Annotated in this window: 15 protein-coding genes and 1 pseudogene; 4 read left to right on the top strand and 12 right to left on the bottom strand. The window is 31.8% G+C overall.

Annotated elements, in window-relative coordinates; genetic code table 11:
- Positions 1-631: DUF2920 family protein (locus tag AJ887_RS09200; RefSeq protein WP_070302227.1), on the top strand; the 631-nt coding region annotated here is incomplete at its 5' end.
- A gap of 13 nt (positions 632-644) precedes the next feature.
- Here AJ887_RS09200 and AJ887_RS09205 read toward each other — a convergent pair.
- The 11 genes and pseudogenes from AJ887_RS09205 to dcd form a co-directional block, all read right to left on the bottom strand.
- The gene (locus tag AJ887_RS09205) at positions 645-866 is read right to left on the bottom strand and encodes an acyl carrier protein (protein WP_002786077.1); all 222 of its coding nucleotides are present in this window, start codon (positions 864-866) and stop codon (positions 645-647) included.
- On the bottom strand, positions 866-1,927 hold the full coding sequence (locus AJ887_RS09210; protein ID WP_070285126.1) for a beta-ketoacyl-ACP synthase III: 1,062 nt from the start codon (positions 1,925-1,927) through the stop codon (positions 866-868). The genes AJ887_RS09205 and AJ887_RS09210 overlap by 1 nt, the downstream gene beginning before the upstream one ends.
- Positions 1,917-3,479 (bottom strand): HAD family hydrolase, encoded by a 1,563-nt coding sequence (locus tag AJ887_RS09215; protein WP_070285128.1) that lies wholly within the window; start codon positions 3,477-3,479, stop codon positions 1,917-1,919. Before AJ887_RS09215 ends, AJ887_RS09210 begins: the two co-directional genes overlap by 11 nt.
- Complete coding sequence (locus tag AJ887_RS09220; protein WP_070233595.1) at positions 3,476-3,892, bottom strand: VOC family protein; 417 nt, start codon at positions 3,890-3,892, stop codon at positions 3,476-3,478. Before AJ887_RS09220 ends, AJ887_RS09215 begins: the two co-directional genes overlap by 4 nt.
- A complete protein-coding gene (locus AJ887_RS09225) occupies positions 3,885-4,778 on the bottom strand; it encodes a class I SAM-dependent methyltransferase (RefSeq protein WP_070242857.1) in 894 nt (297 codons plus the stop codon). Before AJ887_RS09225 ends, AJ887_RS09220 begins: the two co-directional genes overlap by 8 nt.
- Entirely contained in the window at positions 4,775-5,005 is a 231-nt protein-coding gene (locus AJ887_RS09230) for an acyl carrier protein (protein WP_070242858.1), read from the bottom strand. Before AJ887_RS09230 ends, AJ887_RS09225 begins: the two co-directional genes overlap by 4 nt.
- Positions 5,006-5,035: 30 nt before the next feature.
- Positions 5,036-5,827 (bottom strand): N-acetyltransferase LegH, encoded by a 792-nt coding sequence (gene legH / locus AJ887_RS09235; protein ID WP_070285129.1) that lies wholly within the window; start codon positions 5,825-5,827, stop codon positions 5,036-5,038.
- Positions 5,824-7,135: pseudogene (locus AJ887_RS09240) on the bottom strand (DUF4910 domain-containing protein). Before AJ887_RS09240 ends, legH begins: the two are co-directional and overlap by 4 nt.
- Positions 7,128-8,258: a UDP-4-amino-4,6-dideoxy-N-acetyl-beta-L-altrosamine transaminase gene (pseC, locus tag AJ887_RS09245; RefSeq protein ID WP_070285130.1), complete on the bottom strand. Its 1,131-nt coding sequence runs from the start codon at positions 8,256-8,258 to the stop codon at positions 7,128-7,130. The pseudogene AJ887_RS09240 and the gene pseC overlap by 8 nt, the downstream one beginning before the upstream one ends.
- Before the next feature lies 1 nt (position 8,259).
- Positions 8,260-9,264 carry a UDP-N-acetylglucosamine 4,6-dehydratase (inverting) gene (gene pseB / locus AJ887_RS09250; protein WP_044780592.1) on the bottom strand — a complete coding sequence of 335 codons (1,005 nt, stop codon included), beginning with the start codon at positions 9,262-9,264 and terminating at the stop codon, positions 8,260-8,262.
- Positions 9,265-9,313: 49 nt separating this feature from the next.
- Positions 9,314-9,874, bottom strand: coding sequence for a dCTP deaminase (dcd, locus tag AJ887_RS09255; protein ID WP_002861983.1), 561 nt, complete (start codon positions 9,872-9,874; stop codon positions 9,314-9,316).
- A gap of 145 nt (positions 9,875-10,019) precedes the next feature.
- Here dcd and accB point away from each other — a divergent pair, with 145 nt between their 5' ends.
- Positions 10,020-10,475 (top strand): acetyl-CoA carboxylase biotin carboxyl carrier protein, encoded by a 456-nt coding sequence (gene accB, locus AJ887_RS09260; RefSeq protein WP_002866271.1) that lies wholly within the window; start codon positions 10,020-10,022, stop codon positions 10,473-10,475.
- A gap of 1 nt (position 10,476) precedes the next feature.
- Entirely contained in the window at positions 10,477-11,808 is a 1,332-nt protein-coding gene (locus tag AJ887_RS09265) for an acetyl-CoA carboxylase biotin carboxylase subunit (RefSeq protein WP_070285132.1), read from the top strand.
- 37 nt (positions 11,809-11,845) lie between these two features.
- Here AJ887_RS09265 and salC read toward each other — a convergent pair whose 3' ends face one another.
- Entirely contained in the window at positions 11,846-12,661 is an 816-nt protein-coding gene (gene salC / locus AJ887_RS09270) for a peptidylprolyl isomerase SalC (protein WP_002876752.1), read from the bottom strand.
- A 64-nt stretch (positions 12,662-12,725) separates the two neighbouring features.
- Here salC and gltX point away from each other — a divergent pair, with 64 nt between their 5' ends.
- The gene (gene gltX, locus AJ887_RS09275; RefSeq protein WP_057042724.1) at positions 12,726-14,117 is read left to right on the top strand and encodes a glutamate--tRNA ligase; all 1,392 of its coding nucleotides are present in this window, start codon (positions 12,726-12,728) and stop codon (positions 14,115-14,117) included.

Genomic DNA, 14,117 nt, shown 5'->3' on the forward strand with positions numbered 1-14,117 from the left:
GGGGTCATACGGAGGATACCTATCTTTACTCATAGCAAAAATAGCTCCTTGGTATGTGGATGGTGTGATTGATAATTCAGGTTCGGCTTTGCCTTCTCCTATGTTTATTTTAGAAAGAGAAAGTGGACAATGTGATTATTTTGAGGAATATCCACATAATAAAATAGGATTTTTTATTAAAACTTATTGGAATGCGGATGTTAGTTCAAAATATTTTTTTCATACTGAGAATTATTTAATTAGAATAATTCCTAATTTAGCTCATTTAACTATACAAGTTAGTGTTAATAAAAATATTGTTTTAGTATCTTATCATAGTTTAAAAGATCCATTTAATACAGCAAAAGATAAGCAAACTCTTTTTTTAGCGTATAAAGAGTTAGGATATGACGCCACTTTACATTTGATAAAAGATGAAAGCGAGATTGATGGAAGATTTATAAAGGACTTAAATCACGGCATGAGAATAAGTGATAAAGCCTTATTTAGAAAAGAACTTCCTTTAATGCTTGAAAAACTACAAGGAAGAAAATCTTTAATGCAAGAAAATTCCATCTCTTATCCTTGTGGGAATAAAGTATTTACTTTTAAAGATGTGGGAGATAAATTTGAATTAGAGATAAAAGATTAAAACCTTAAAGGTTTTAATCAAGCTTTGCTAAATCGATTAAATCACTCACTTTTTGACAATTTTTCAAATCTTCGGCTGTGATTTTTAAAGCAAAAAGATTTTTATAAAGCACCATCACAGATACAAAAGCCAAACTATCCCACTCGTCTATATCATCAAGTAGCATATCTTCATTTAAGTCTTCATCTCTATGCATAGCTTCTTTAAGCTCTTCTAAAAATTCAGTTTTTGTCATTATTTCTCCTTTGTGTAAATTAAAATATCTTTTGTGTATAAATCCTTGAAATTTAGCACCGCACTTCCCCAGCTAAGCCCTGCACCAAAAGCACTTAAACTCGCTTTAAATTCTTTTGGAGTATCCAGTTCGCAAAGTAGGGCAGGTAGTGAACAAGCGCTTAAATTAGCGTATTTTTCCATGATGAAATTAGGAACTTTATCATCATTAAGTTTTAACTCTTCTTTAATACAATCAACCAAATACGCATTAGATTGATGAAAAAGATGAAAAGCAATGTCTTTTTCTTCTACCTTGGAAAATTCTAAAATTTCTTTAAAGCTTTTAGGTTCGCATTCTAAAGCCATATTAAAAATATTTGCTCCGTCCATGTAAAGATTTTCTAATTGTCTAAACTCCTCAGTTTGCATGAGCGAATCATTGTTAAAAATATCTGCTTTAGGTATTCTCATCGCACCTTTTGGAATGATGAGTTTATCAAAATGTCTTCCATCACTTCCAAGTTCAAAAAAGGCTTCATTAAAATCCGTTTTTTCAATCAAAGTTACGCTTACTCCATCGCCAAAAATAGGAGCTAAATTCATATTTTTAGGATGGATGAATTTGCTTAAAGTATCCCCACAAATGAGTAAAATTTTACCTAAGCCACTTTGTATTAAAGAATGAGCGACAAATAAGCCGTATAAATACCCTGCACAAGCTTGTCCTAAATCAAAAGCTATGGTTTTAGAGCTTAAATTTAAAAGTTGGTGTAAATAACAAGCCGTAGAAGGCATGAAAAAATCAGGACTTTGAGTTACTACGATGAGTGCATCAAGGCTATTTTTATCTATATTTAAACCTTGTAAAAGTGTATTGGCTGCGTGTTTTCCAAGATCGCTTACGCAAGTGTTTTCATCGCAAATATAACGCGTGTTTAAACCTATGACTTTTTTCATTCTTTTAAGGGTTTTAATATCATTTGAAAAAACGCTTTCTAACTCATCATCAATGCAAATTTTATGTTCAGGTACGCTTACGCAAATGCCTGAAATTTTGGCTTTATCAAATCTAGTTTTCATGGATTATAAGTCCTTTAAAATTTAAATTTTGAAATGAAACAAGGGCTGAGTTTTTTTCAATTTCTTTAGAAATTTGTTCTAAAAAGCTTAAAAATGGCATATTTCTTTCGCCTTTTTGATAGTAAAGCCTTGCATTATTGTTTTTAAGATTGAAGAATTTTAAAGCTAGTTCAAAGGCTTTAAAAAACATTCTAGTTTCAAGTTTTCTACCTAAAGCCCTACAAGAAATGCAAAGATCATCGATAAATAAATTTCCTTCTTTGCAAGAAAAAACAAAAATAGCGATAATCCCACTATCGCTTAATTTATCACTCATGCTCACACTTACAATGAGTTCTTTTTGCATGTGTTGTGCGACTTTTTCTTGATTTAAGCGTGTGTAATTAGCGATAAATTGATTGGTTTTACCTAAAAGTTCGCTAATGCGAGGGATATTTTGCAGATCATTTTTGCTAAAATTTAAGCTGATTTCAAGATTTTGAAAATATTCTTCATCGCTTAAGCTTTTAAGCTCTTCTCTTAAAGCATTGGCTGCTATATCTTTGGCACGAATTTGATCTTCTTTGGTATTTGAAAGTTTTAAAAGATTAGGAAAAAGCTTGATTTTATAAAGTATATTTTCATCGCATAAAAGTGTTTTAACACCTGTAAATTTGGTATTTTCAAGCTCGGCGATATTATCATCTATAAAAAGCATAGCGTTAGTATTTATATTAAATTTTTTAGCAATTTTTAAGATATTTTCACCCTTTGGTTCCCAATTGATCATTCTAGCATCAAAATCATCCCATTGCAAGATGAAATCTTTTCTTGTTTCAAAAAGTTTTTTTGCGTCTTTTTCTTCATTTTTTGAAGCTAGGGCAAGTAAAAATCCTTGTTTTTTAAAAGTTTTAATTTTTTCTTGTAAGGCTTTGTGCAAAGGACTTAAATTAATATTATCTATGCCCTCTTCACCTAAAATTCCTTGATACAAGGTGTTATCAAGATCAAGCACAAGAGCTTTAAGAGCAGGTTTTATGAGTGCAGGGATGAGGCTAAGTCCTAAAATTTGTGCTAAGAAAATCAAGGCTTTATTATTAAGCTTAGAGCCTGTAAGTTCTTCTTTAGCTAAGTCTAAAATATCTTCTTCATCAAAATACTCTTTTATGAGTTTTTCTATGTTAAAAATTTCGCAATTTAAAATTTTTTTATCTGTTTTAAATTCTCCTAAACTAAGGACTAAAATAGGGCTTTGTGACAATTTTCTTAATGCTAAAAGCCTTTCTTCTAGAAAATTTTGCACATTATTTTTATAGTGGGTCAAATCTAGCCATAAAAGTTCTAAACTAGATTCTTTAAAGTTATCAAAACTCAAGCTATCATCATAAGAGCTGAAATTAAAATCAGCTTTTAAATTGGCAAAATGTAAAAAAGGAGCAATGATGCTTTGCACTCCTTCAAAAGCATGATTTCTATGGATATTGATAAGAAGATCTTGACTTTTACTAAAGTCTAATTCTTTGGCAAATTTTATAAGTTCATTGCGTTTTAAATGAGGTGAAAAAAGATTCATTTTAGCTCCACAAGTTCGATTAAAAGCCTATTTGGCATCATGATAAAACAAAGTTTAGCAAAATAGCTTGCTTGCATAATAGGAACAATACAAATGCCTCCTTGTTGTTCCAAAAGAATTAAATCTTGGGCGATATTTTTACTTTCATAGGCTAAATGATACATTTTGGTATTATTTTTCAAATAGCTATCTAGTGGACCTTTATCGTTTAAATTTTGCAAAAGTTCAAATCTATACTGTGGAAATGCTTCGTTGCAAGGAATGATAAATTCGCCTCTTACCCCTTGTTTTTCATCTATAAATTCTACTTCTTTGTAAAAACCTAGTTTAAAAAAACATTCTCTTTCTTTTTCTAAATTTTTACAAGCCACACCTATATGATGAATGGGTAAATTGAGTGTTGTATTAAGCATTTAAAACTACTGCCATAGTGATAGCATTTTTAAATTTCAATGCTTTTTCTAAACTATAATCATTTGCCATAAAATATTCATAAGTCTTAAGCTTTAAGTCCGATTTTTCTATCAAATCTTTAACTTCATCAGGATGGGAAAATAAATAAATATGATCAATAGCAGGAGCATTGATAGGAATAGTTGTAAAAATTTCTCCTCCATCACTAAGAAGCTCTTTGGATCTTTTAAGAAATTCAAGAGGTTTTTCTACGTGTTCTAGTACTTCTCCAATCACTATCAAATCAGCTTTTTTATCAAAATCATAAGTAAAAAAATCTTGACATAAAAAATCACATTTTGAGATCAATTCTCCTACTTGTTGCTTTACCATGTTTTGAGTAAGTTCGCAACTCGTTGGAGAGATATCAAGTCCATAAAAGGCGGAAAATTTACCACTTTTAACTGCTCTTGCAAAATATTCTCCATGACCAGGGCCTATTTCAAAATAAGTTGTTTTTGGAGTAAAATTTTTTAAATATTGCGAAAAATACTTTCTCACTTTAATATGAGCTATCCAAACAAAAGAAGAAAGAGCTAGGCCTATCATGTATTGTTTCATATAGCTTTCATTAAAATAAACCTTATCCTTAACTTCATCAAAGCTAGAATAACGATAAGTCCCATTTTCTATGAAAAATTTTGTTTCTTCTAAAGTATCGTTAAGGATCAATAAATAACAATCGCATTGTTCTTCTATACTGATGCCATCTTGAATATAATAAGAAATTAATTTATCAAATTCTTCTTCGTCTTCTTGTGAAAATTCAATTTTTTTAAGATATTTAGAATGGATAGGATTTTTTTGAGCGATGGCTTGAAATAATTTTTCAATATTTTCTTTCATTTTTCAGCCTTTAGGGTTTGAATTTTTTCTAGCAAAGCGTTTTGGGATTTTAAGAGACTTAAATCTTCTTTGCTAAATTTGATTTCAAATTCTTCTTCTAAACTCATGATGATATCAATATGAGCTAAAGAAGTCCAGTTATTGCAATTTTCCATGCTTAAATTTGTATTTTCATCTACTTTGGTTTCAAGGATATTTTCTAAAATTTCATAAAATTGTTTTTCCATTGTATAGTACTTTCTTAAGAATGTTGAAAATTAATATATTGTATCATAATTTTCTATTAGAATTGTTTGGTTTATATCTAATTTTTCCCATAAAATTTCTATATATTCTTTAGCGTTGTAAATGTTTATATGATCTCCTGCAAAATTATTTTTTTTAAAATTTTTAGTACTATTAACAATATTAATAATGTTAATTAAATTGGGCTCAGAAGATATGTCAAGTTTTCTAACATAATAACTAATGGTTTTATTGTATGATATATTGTTTTCATCAATTAAAATTCCAGAGAAAATTTTATGATATCTGTAAAATACATTAAATTGTTCTTCTGCATAATGTGTTAGTGTATGTCCTTGGCCTCCAAATGTCATATATTTTCCATTCTCTTTGGTTAAAACCTCATAAACACAATTTTCTCCAAAACAACTTGTTGTATCTTTTAAAAATAATTCTTCTTTTGCTCCTTTTATAGCAAAAGAAAATATAGGATCGTTTGTGCGTTTTACTCCTGTTTGTTTGCGAAAATATTCATTTAATGCTCCCATTTTTGTTTTGGAATTTATTTTGTCATAAACTTCATTTTTGCAAAAACTATAAGTAAAGGTTGGCATGATCAAAGTGCCTTCTTTGCCTATAACTTCAAAAAAACAATTGAGTATAGTCTGTAAAAATTCATTTTTAGGAAGCAAAGGTATGCCAAAGTTAAAAAGTTCTGTATGCACGCATAAAATATCACCTCTTTTTATACCTAGTTGATAGAAAGCATCTATTAAATCCTTATCGGAGTATTTTTTGCCATTGTGTTCTAAAAAATATTTCATTTTACTAGTCCATAAAATTTTATTTTTTTTAAAAGTTCTTTAAATTCATAAGCTTGCATGTTTAAGATATTGGCTATATCGATGATATCATTTTCTCCATCACAGTAAGCTAGAAAATTACAAGCCAAAGGAATGTCATTGGCAGTGCTAAGGGTATGATATAGTCCTCTTTTGCCAAGATTAGGTTCGCATACTATGGTGTTTTCATATACAGCGTTGATTTCTAAATTTAAAATCATTTCTTGCATGCTTGAAAGTCCACCCATTAAACCTTTTTCAGAGATAAAATTTAGATTATCTTTACTAGTGTGGTATTGTTCGTATTCTAGGTATCTTGTGCGACATACTCCTACTATGCCAAGATTTACAAGCGGAGCGTTGTATTGTCTTTCATCGCTTCCACGATCTAGAAAACTAAATGCTTTAAAATTTTCTTTATTTTTAAGCGTATGCAAGGCAACTTTATCGCTTAGAGTGTTTTCTTTAGGTGTGTGTATGAGTGAGTAAGCATGATCATCGCCTAAGCAAGAAAGCACAAAGCCTGCTTTAACATGTTTTTTTAAATGCTCTAAATGTTTGCTAAGATAGACTATAGAGCCTATGGTTTCAGGAATGATGACAAAGCGGTAATTATACCTTCTTTCTTTTAAACTCAAAAGCCATTTTGCTAGGAAAATAGCCACCACAGGGCCACTAAGCTCATTATTTGCCATTGAAGGGTGGCAGAGATAGGTTGAAATTAAAATTTCATCTTTTGAATTTTGCGTACTAGGTAGGATAAAATCAGCATAATCCAAAACCCCATTTTCATCATGTTTCGCATTGATATAGACTTTGTATTTGCCTTTTTTAAGTTTTTTTCTTTCATTATGCGTGAGACAAAATCCCCAACGCCTTTTGTAATAACTCGTTACATAAGGAATAGCATCGGGCATTTCTTCTATGGAGTAAAGATGATCTTGAAGTTCTTCTAGTTCGATTTCTTGATCGATAGCTTCGCTATAGTTTAGAAGGTGTAAGTTGTGCTTTTTAAAATCACAAATTTTTTCTCCTTCTGGAGTGATGATATAGGCTTCTTTGGCGTTCCATTCATCAGGGACTATCCAGTCAAAAACCTTTGTACCACTTTTTATAGAGTGAAATTTGAGTATCCCCCCCCCCGCCCAGAGTTTTATTTAAAATTTCTAAGCTATCTCTAAAACCTTGCCCTGTGATGCTTCTAGGGATAGGAAAAAGTTCGCAAGCTAGTTCATACATAGCCTTTCCAGTTTGGCTAAAATCTTGGCTTCTAAAGTCTAGCTTATTCACAATATCCCTTTTTAACTTTTTCAAGAATGCTAAATAAAGTATCTTTTACAAATTTTGCATCTTTTAGATTCATTTCTTGATGACAAGGTATGCTAAGCTCGGCTTTGTAAAAATTATCCGCATTTTGGAGTCTGATTTCTCCTAAGAGTTTTTTATAAAAACTAAATTCATAAGTTGGTTTATAATGTACCTGTACGCCAATTCCTGCATGAAGTAAGCTTCCAAAAAGTTCTTCTTTTTGACAATAAAATTCAGGAAAAAGCAAAATAGGATACAAATGTCTCGAGCTTTTTTTATAATCTTTGATTTTTATCGTAGAAAAATAAGGATTTTTTTCAAATTCTTTATCATAAAAACTTGCGATTTCTTCTCTTTTTTCAAGATTGCGATCGAGTTTTTTAAGCTGGTTTATCCCTAAAGCACAAGCAACATCACTTAAGCGGTAATTATAGCCAAGTTCTACCATATCGCTATCCCAAAGCCTTTTTTTAATTATGCCATGGCTTCTTAAAAGCTTGATTTTAGCGATAAGCTCTTTATTATCACTCACCACAGCTCCACCTTCAAAAGTGGTAATAGGCTTAACAGGGTGAAAAGAAAAGATAGAAAGATCAGCTTTTTTCCCTACTTTTTCGCTCTTATACAAAGCACCTAAAGCATGGCTTGCATCATCAATTAAAGGAATACTGTATTTTTTAGCAAGGTTTGAAATTTCATCCATTTCAACGCTATTGCCCGCAAAATCCACTATGCTAATAGCTCCTATATTTTCGCTATCTTTTAAAAGTCTTGCTTCTAATTTTTTTTCATCGATATTGCCATCGTTTTTAATGTCGATAAACTCTACCTTAGCTTCCGCCATTAGGGCCGCATTAGCTGTAGCAGCGAAGGTTAAAGGGGTGGTTAAAACGATTTTTTCTTTGACGTCTAGTGCTGTATAGGCAAGATGAAGGGCTGAAGTGGCTGAGTTTAATACACAAGCGTGTTTTACACCCACATATTCACAAAGGGCTTCTTCAAATTCATCTACCTTTTTACCCCCTGTTAAAATTTCATCTTTTAAGGCTTTTGTAAGCGTATCTATATCGCTTTGATCGATGTTTTGATGAGAATAAGTAAGCATTTTAAAAACCTTCGGTGTGATTGATGATTTCTAAAAGTTCTTTTTCACTTGCCCATAAAGGATTATTATCCGAACTATAAGAAAAACCATCTTTTACCTTTTGTCCTTTTTCGCCTAGGGTATTGATACTAAAGTCATTATCTTTATCCACAAGTTTAATACTCGGGCTTATAGCATAGTAGTCTTCAAATTCATAGGTTAAATGACTATCATCGCTTGAAATCATGATTTCATGTAGTTTTTCTCCTGCTCTTATACCTATGATTTTATGACTTAAATTAGGAGCTAAAGCATGGGCTAGATCGGTGATTTTCATCGAAGGAATTTTAGGGATGAAAATTTCTCCTCCGTGCATTCTTTCAAAATTGCTCAGTACAAATTTCACTCCATCTTCAAGGCTGATCCAAAAACGAGTCATTCTTGTATCAGTGATAGGAAGTTCTTTAGCTCCTTCGCTGATGAGTTTTTTAAAGAAAGGTACTACCGATCCTCTTGAACCTACAACATTGCCATATCTTGTAACACTAAAGCGTGTTTGTTTGTTACCTGCTATATTGTTTGCAGCGACAAAAAGCTTGTCGCTTGCAAGTTTGGTTGCGCCGTATAAATTTACAGGATTGCAAGCCTTGTCTGTGCTAAGAGCGATACATTTTTTAACCCCATTTTCAAAACAAGCGTCGATGACATTTTGCGCACCGTGGATGTTTGTTTTTATACATTCCATAGGGTTATATTCAGCAATAGGTACATGCTTCATTGCAGCAGCATGTATAACAAAATCCACATCACGCATAGCAGCACTTAAACGCTCTTTATCTCTTACATCTCCTATAAAATAACGCATACAAGGAGCATTAAAAACGCTTGCCATTTCAAATTGTTTAAGCTCATCACGAGAATAAATGATGATTTTATTAGGTTTATAATTTTCTAGTAAAACCTTAGTATAGGTTTTTCCAAAAGAGCCTGTTCCGCCTGTGATTAAGATATTTTTTTTGTTAAACATTTTGCCTTCCTTTGCTTAAGTTTTTTTAAAATTAAAGCAACAAGTGTTCCTATTTTAAAATTCTTGGCAAGGTTATGCCCGTTTGGGCTTGATACTTGCCTTTTTTATCTTTATAAGTGGTGTCACATTTTTCATCGCCTTGTAAAAACAACACTTGTGCTATGCCTTCATTGGCATAAATTTTTGCAGGCAAAGGTGTAGTATTTGAAATTTCTATAGTGATATGTCCTTCAAAACCTGGTTCAAAAGGAGTAACATTGACGATGATACCACATCTTGCATAAGTGCTTTTGCCAAGACAAATAGCTAAGACATCATCAGGCATTTTAAAATACTCTATAGTTCTAGCTAGGGCAAAAGAATTTGCAGGAACTATACATACATCGCCTTCAAAATCTACTACATTTTCTTCTACGAAATTTTTTGGATCTACTACGGTTGAATTAACATTAGTAAAAATTTTAAACTCACGCCCTACGCGTATATCATAGCCATAACTTGAAAGTCCATAGCTTATCACTCCTTTTCCTATATTTGCTTCGCAAAATGGCTCGATCATCTTGTATTCTAATGCCATTTTTCTTATCCAGTTATCTGCTTTTAAGCCCATTTTTAACCTTTTAATATTTGTAATTTTTTATAAGGATTATAACCTAAAAAATCTATATTTTTTATGATTTTTTTCTTTTTTAAAGTTAAATTTTAAGTTTTTTTATATAATACAAGATTAAGTTCTTAAATTTTAGGAGAATTTTATGACAAAAGAAGAAATTAAAGAGTTAGTAAACCTTTTTGCTGAAGCAAATATTAGTAAAATTAAGATCAAAGAACAAGATGGTTTTGAAATAGAACTTGAAAGAGATATGTGCTGCGATGTTCCAGCCCCTGTTTGTCCTCCAGTTCCAGCTCCACAACCTATCAATGTAAGCGTTGTAAACGAAGCTCAACCTAGTCAAAGTGCAAAATCAAACAAACCAAGTATAAACAGCCCTATGGTAGGAACTTTCTATCAAGCTCCAAGTCCAGGTGCAGCACCTTTTGTAAAAGTAGGCAGTACGGTTAAAAAAGGCGATACTATAGCTATTATCGAAGCGATGAAAATCATGAATGAAATTGAAGCGGAATTTGATTGTAGGATCGCTGAAATTTTAGTTGCTGATGGTCAGCCTGTAGAATTTGGAATGCCTTTATTTGCGGTGGAGAAATTATAAAATGGAAATTAAAAGCATATTAATTGCTAATCGTGGAGAAATAGCACTGCGTGCTTTAAGAACGATTAAAGAAATGGGTAAAAAAGCAATTTGTGTGTACTCTGAAGCAGATAAAGATGCTTTGTATTTAAAATACGCTGATGCAAGCATTTGTATAGGAAAAGCAAGAAGTTCTGAAAGTTATTTAAATATCCCAGCTATTATTACAGCAGCTGAAATTGCTGAAGCAGATGCGATTTTTCCAGGATATGGATTTTTAAGTGAAAATCAAAATTTTGTTGAAATTTGTGCTAAACATAACATCAAATTTATAGGTCCTTCTGTAGAAGCTATGAATTTAATGAGTAATAAATCAAAAGCTAAACAAGTAATGCAAAGAGCAGGCGTGCCTGTAATCCCAGGAAGCGATGGGGCTTTAGCAGGAGCTGAAGCAGCTAAAAAACTTGCTAAAGAAATAGGCTATCCTGTGATTTTAAAAGCAGCTGCTGGCGGTGGCGGCCGTGGCATGCGTGTGGTGGAAAATGAAAAAGATCTTGAAAAAGCGTATTGGTCAGCTGAAAGCGAGGCTATGACAGCTTTTGGTGATGGAACTATGTATATGGAAAAATACATTCAAAATCCACGCCATATAGAAGTGCAGGTTATAGGAGATAGTTTTGGTAATGTGATTCATGTGGGTGAAAGAGATTGTTCTATGCAAAGACGCCATCAAAAACTTATCGAAGAATCTCCCGCGATTTTGCTTGATGAAAAAACACGCACTAGGCTTCATGAAACTGCTATTAAGGCAGCTAAAGCTATAGGATATGAAGGTGCGGGAACTTTTGAGTTTTTAGTAGATAAAAATTTAGACTTTTATTTTATAGAAATGAATACGCGTTTGCAAGTTGAACACTGTGTAAGTGAAATGGTAAGTGGGATTGATATCATAGAACAAATGATTAAAGTAGCAGAAGGTTATGCCTTACCATCTCAAGAAAGTATTAAGCTTAATGGGCATTCTATAGAATGTAGAATCACGGCCGAAGATTCCAAAACTTTCTTGCCAAGTCCAGGTAAGATTACTAAATACATTCCACCCGCAGGACGCAATGTCAGAATGGAAAGTCATTGTTATCAAGACTATAGCGTGCCTCCTTATTATGATTCTATGATAGGCAAACTTGTAGTTTGGGCAGAAGATCGTAATAAAGCTATTGCAAAAATGAAAGTAGCTTTAGATGAGTTGCTTATAAGTGGGATAAAAACAACCAAAGATTTTCATCTTTCTATGATGGAAAATCCTGATTTTATTAATAATAACTACGATACAAATTATCTTGCAAGACATTAAAATTTCCCTAATTAAAGGGAAATTTTAATTGTAATTTTTATCTTAAATATTCTATATTGATTTTAGAGCGGAGTTTATCAAAATAATCCTGTATGAAATTTTGTCTTTGTTCGCTTACATAAGCGTTTAAAACTTCATTTTTAACTTGTTCATATTCAGGAGTTTGTGCCCCATCTTTGCTTTTAACTTCATAGAGTTCATAGCCATTTTTTCCATTTAAAACAGGGGAAAAGCCTCCAACAGGAATTTGTGATAAAAGCCCTAAAAGTCTTGGATCGGCATTGCTTGTGTTTAAAGATGTATTCTGTGGTTTAAGGATTGTTTTTTTTGTATTTTTGATATTTTCTAAAGTTTGAGGATTGTTTGATAAATAAATATTTGTATTAATTTGTGTATAAAAAGTGAATTTATCTTTATTTTGTTCGAAAAATTTTTTTGCTCCATCATCACTAAAATCAGTTTTTGCCATACTTGCGATTTTTTCATAAAGTTTTCTTTTTTCTAAATCTTTTTTAAAATTTACACGAAATTGTTCATAGCTTTGATTTTTGGATTTTAAATTTGTTTTGAAAGCATTTAAAGTGGTTTTGTTTTGAGCAAGCATTTTATTTATAGCATCATCAAGCTCTAGATCATTGACTACAATACCCAGTTGTTTCATTTGTGAAATTTCCATTTTTTCATTGATGAGTACACCTAAAGCTTTATTTCTATCAATTTTAAGCACTTTCATAGTTTGATCTATATCATAAGTTGTGATAGGCTCTTTATCCACAACTACAGCTATAGCATTAATGGTATTTGCACTAGCTAAACTTGCAAAAAATGCAAAACTTAATAAAATTTTTTTCATTTCAAACCTTTATTTAAGTATAAATATCGCATTATATCAATAAAAATTTAAGAAAAGGCAAAAAATGCACGAAAAACTTACAACGCGTTTTGCTCCAAGCCCAACAGGGTATTTGCACATAGGTGGACTTAGAACAGCTCTTTATAATTATTTATACGCTAGAAAAAATGGTGGAAATTTTTTACTTCGTATCGAAGATACGGATTTAAAAAGAAATTCCAAAGAAGCTACTAAAGCAATTATCGAAGCTTTTAAATGGTGCGGTTTAGAACATGATGGAGAAGTAACTTACCAATCAGAGCGTTTTGATCTTTATAAAGAATATGTCAAAAAGCTTTTAGATGAAGGCAAGGCGTATTATTGTTATATGAGTAAAGAAGAATTAGAAGAATTGCGCGCCAAGCAAGAAGCCGCCAAAGAACGCCCAAGATATGATGGAAGATATAGAGAATTTACAGGCACGCCACCTCAGGGTATAGAGCCTGTTGTGCGTATTAAAGCACCTCAAAGCGGTGAGATTGTTTTTGAAGATGGGGTTAAAGGCGAGGTGAGATTTAAAGCAGAGGATATAATGGATGATTTTATCATTGCAAGAAGTGATGGAACTCCAACTTATAATTTTACTGTTGTTATTGATGATGCTTTAATGGGGGTAAGTGATGTGATTCGTGGGGATGATCATCTTTCAAATACTCCTAAACAAATTGTGCTTTATGAGGCATTGGGTTTTAAAATTCCTAAATTTTTTCATGTGGCTATGATACATGGAGAAGATGGTAAAAAGCTTTCAAAAAGACATGGGGCAACTGATGTTATGGAATACAAAGAAATGGGAATTTTACCTCAAGCTTTGCTTAATTTTCTTGTGCGTTTAGGTTGGAGTCATGGTGATGATGAGGTTTTTTCACTAGAAGATTTGAAAAAACTTTTTGATCCTTATCATATCAATAAAAGCGCATCTTGTTATAATGCTAAAAAGCTTGAATGGTTGAATGCTCATTATATTAAAACTTTACCTTTTGAAGAGATTAACCGTCAGCTTAAAGATCTCGGCTTTGATTTATCTGTTTATGGAAAGGCAGGATTTTTACTTGATTTATTAAGAGAGCGTGCAAAAACCTTGCATGATATTATCAATGGTGCAAAAAGCATAGTTAATGCACCGCAAAATTATGATGAAAATGCAGTGCAAAAATTTGTTAACGAAAATAATTTAGAATTGCTCCAGGCATTTGCTAATACACTTAAAGATCAAAAAACAGGTAAAGATTTTGAAGATTTTACAAATGATTTTTTAGAAAAAAAAGAAGCAAAGTTAAAAGATTTGGCTCAGCCTATACGCATAGCTTTAACAGGGAGTGCGGTAAGTCCTAGTATTTTTGAAGTATTAGAATTTTTAGGGGTTGATGAGTGTAAAAAAAGAATAGAAAATTTTTTAAAAGTTAGAGGAAAATAA

The sequence above is a fragment of the Campylobacter sp. BCW_6466 genome, assembly GCF_001762835.1.
In the GTDB taxonomy this organism is placed as follows: Bacteria; Campylobacterota; Campylobacteria; order Campylobacterales; family Campylobacteraceae; genus Campylobacter_D; species Campylobacter_D jejuni.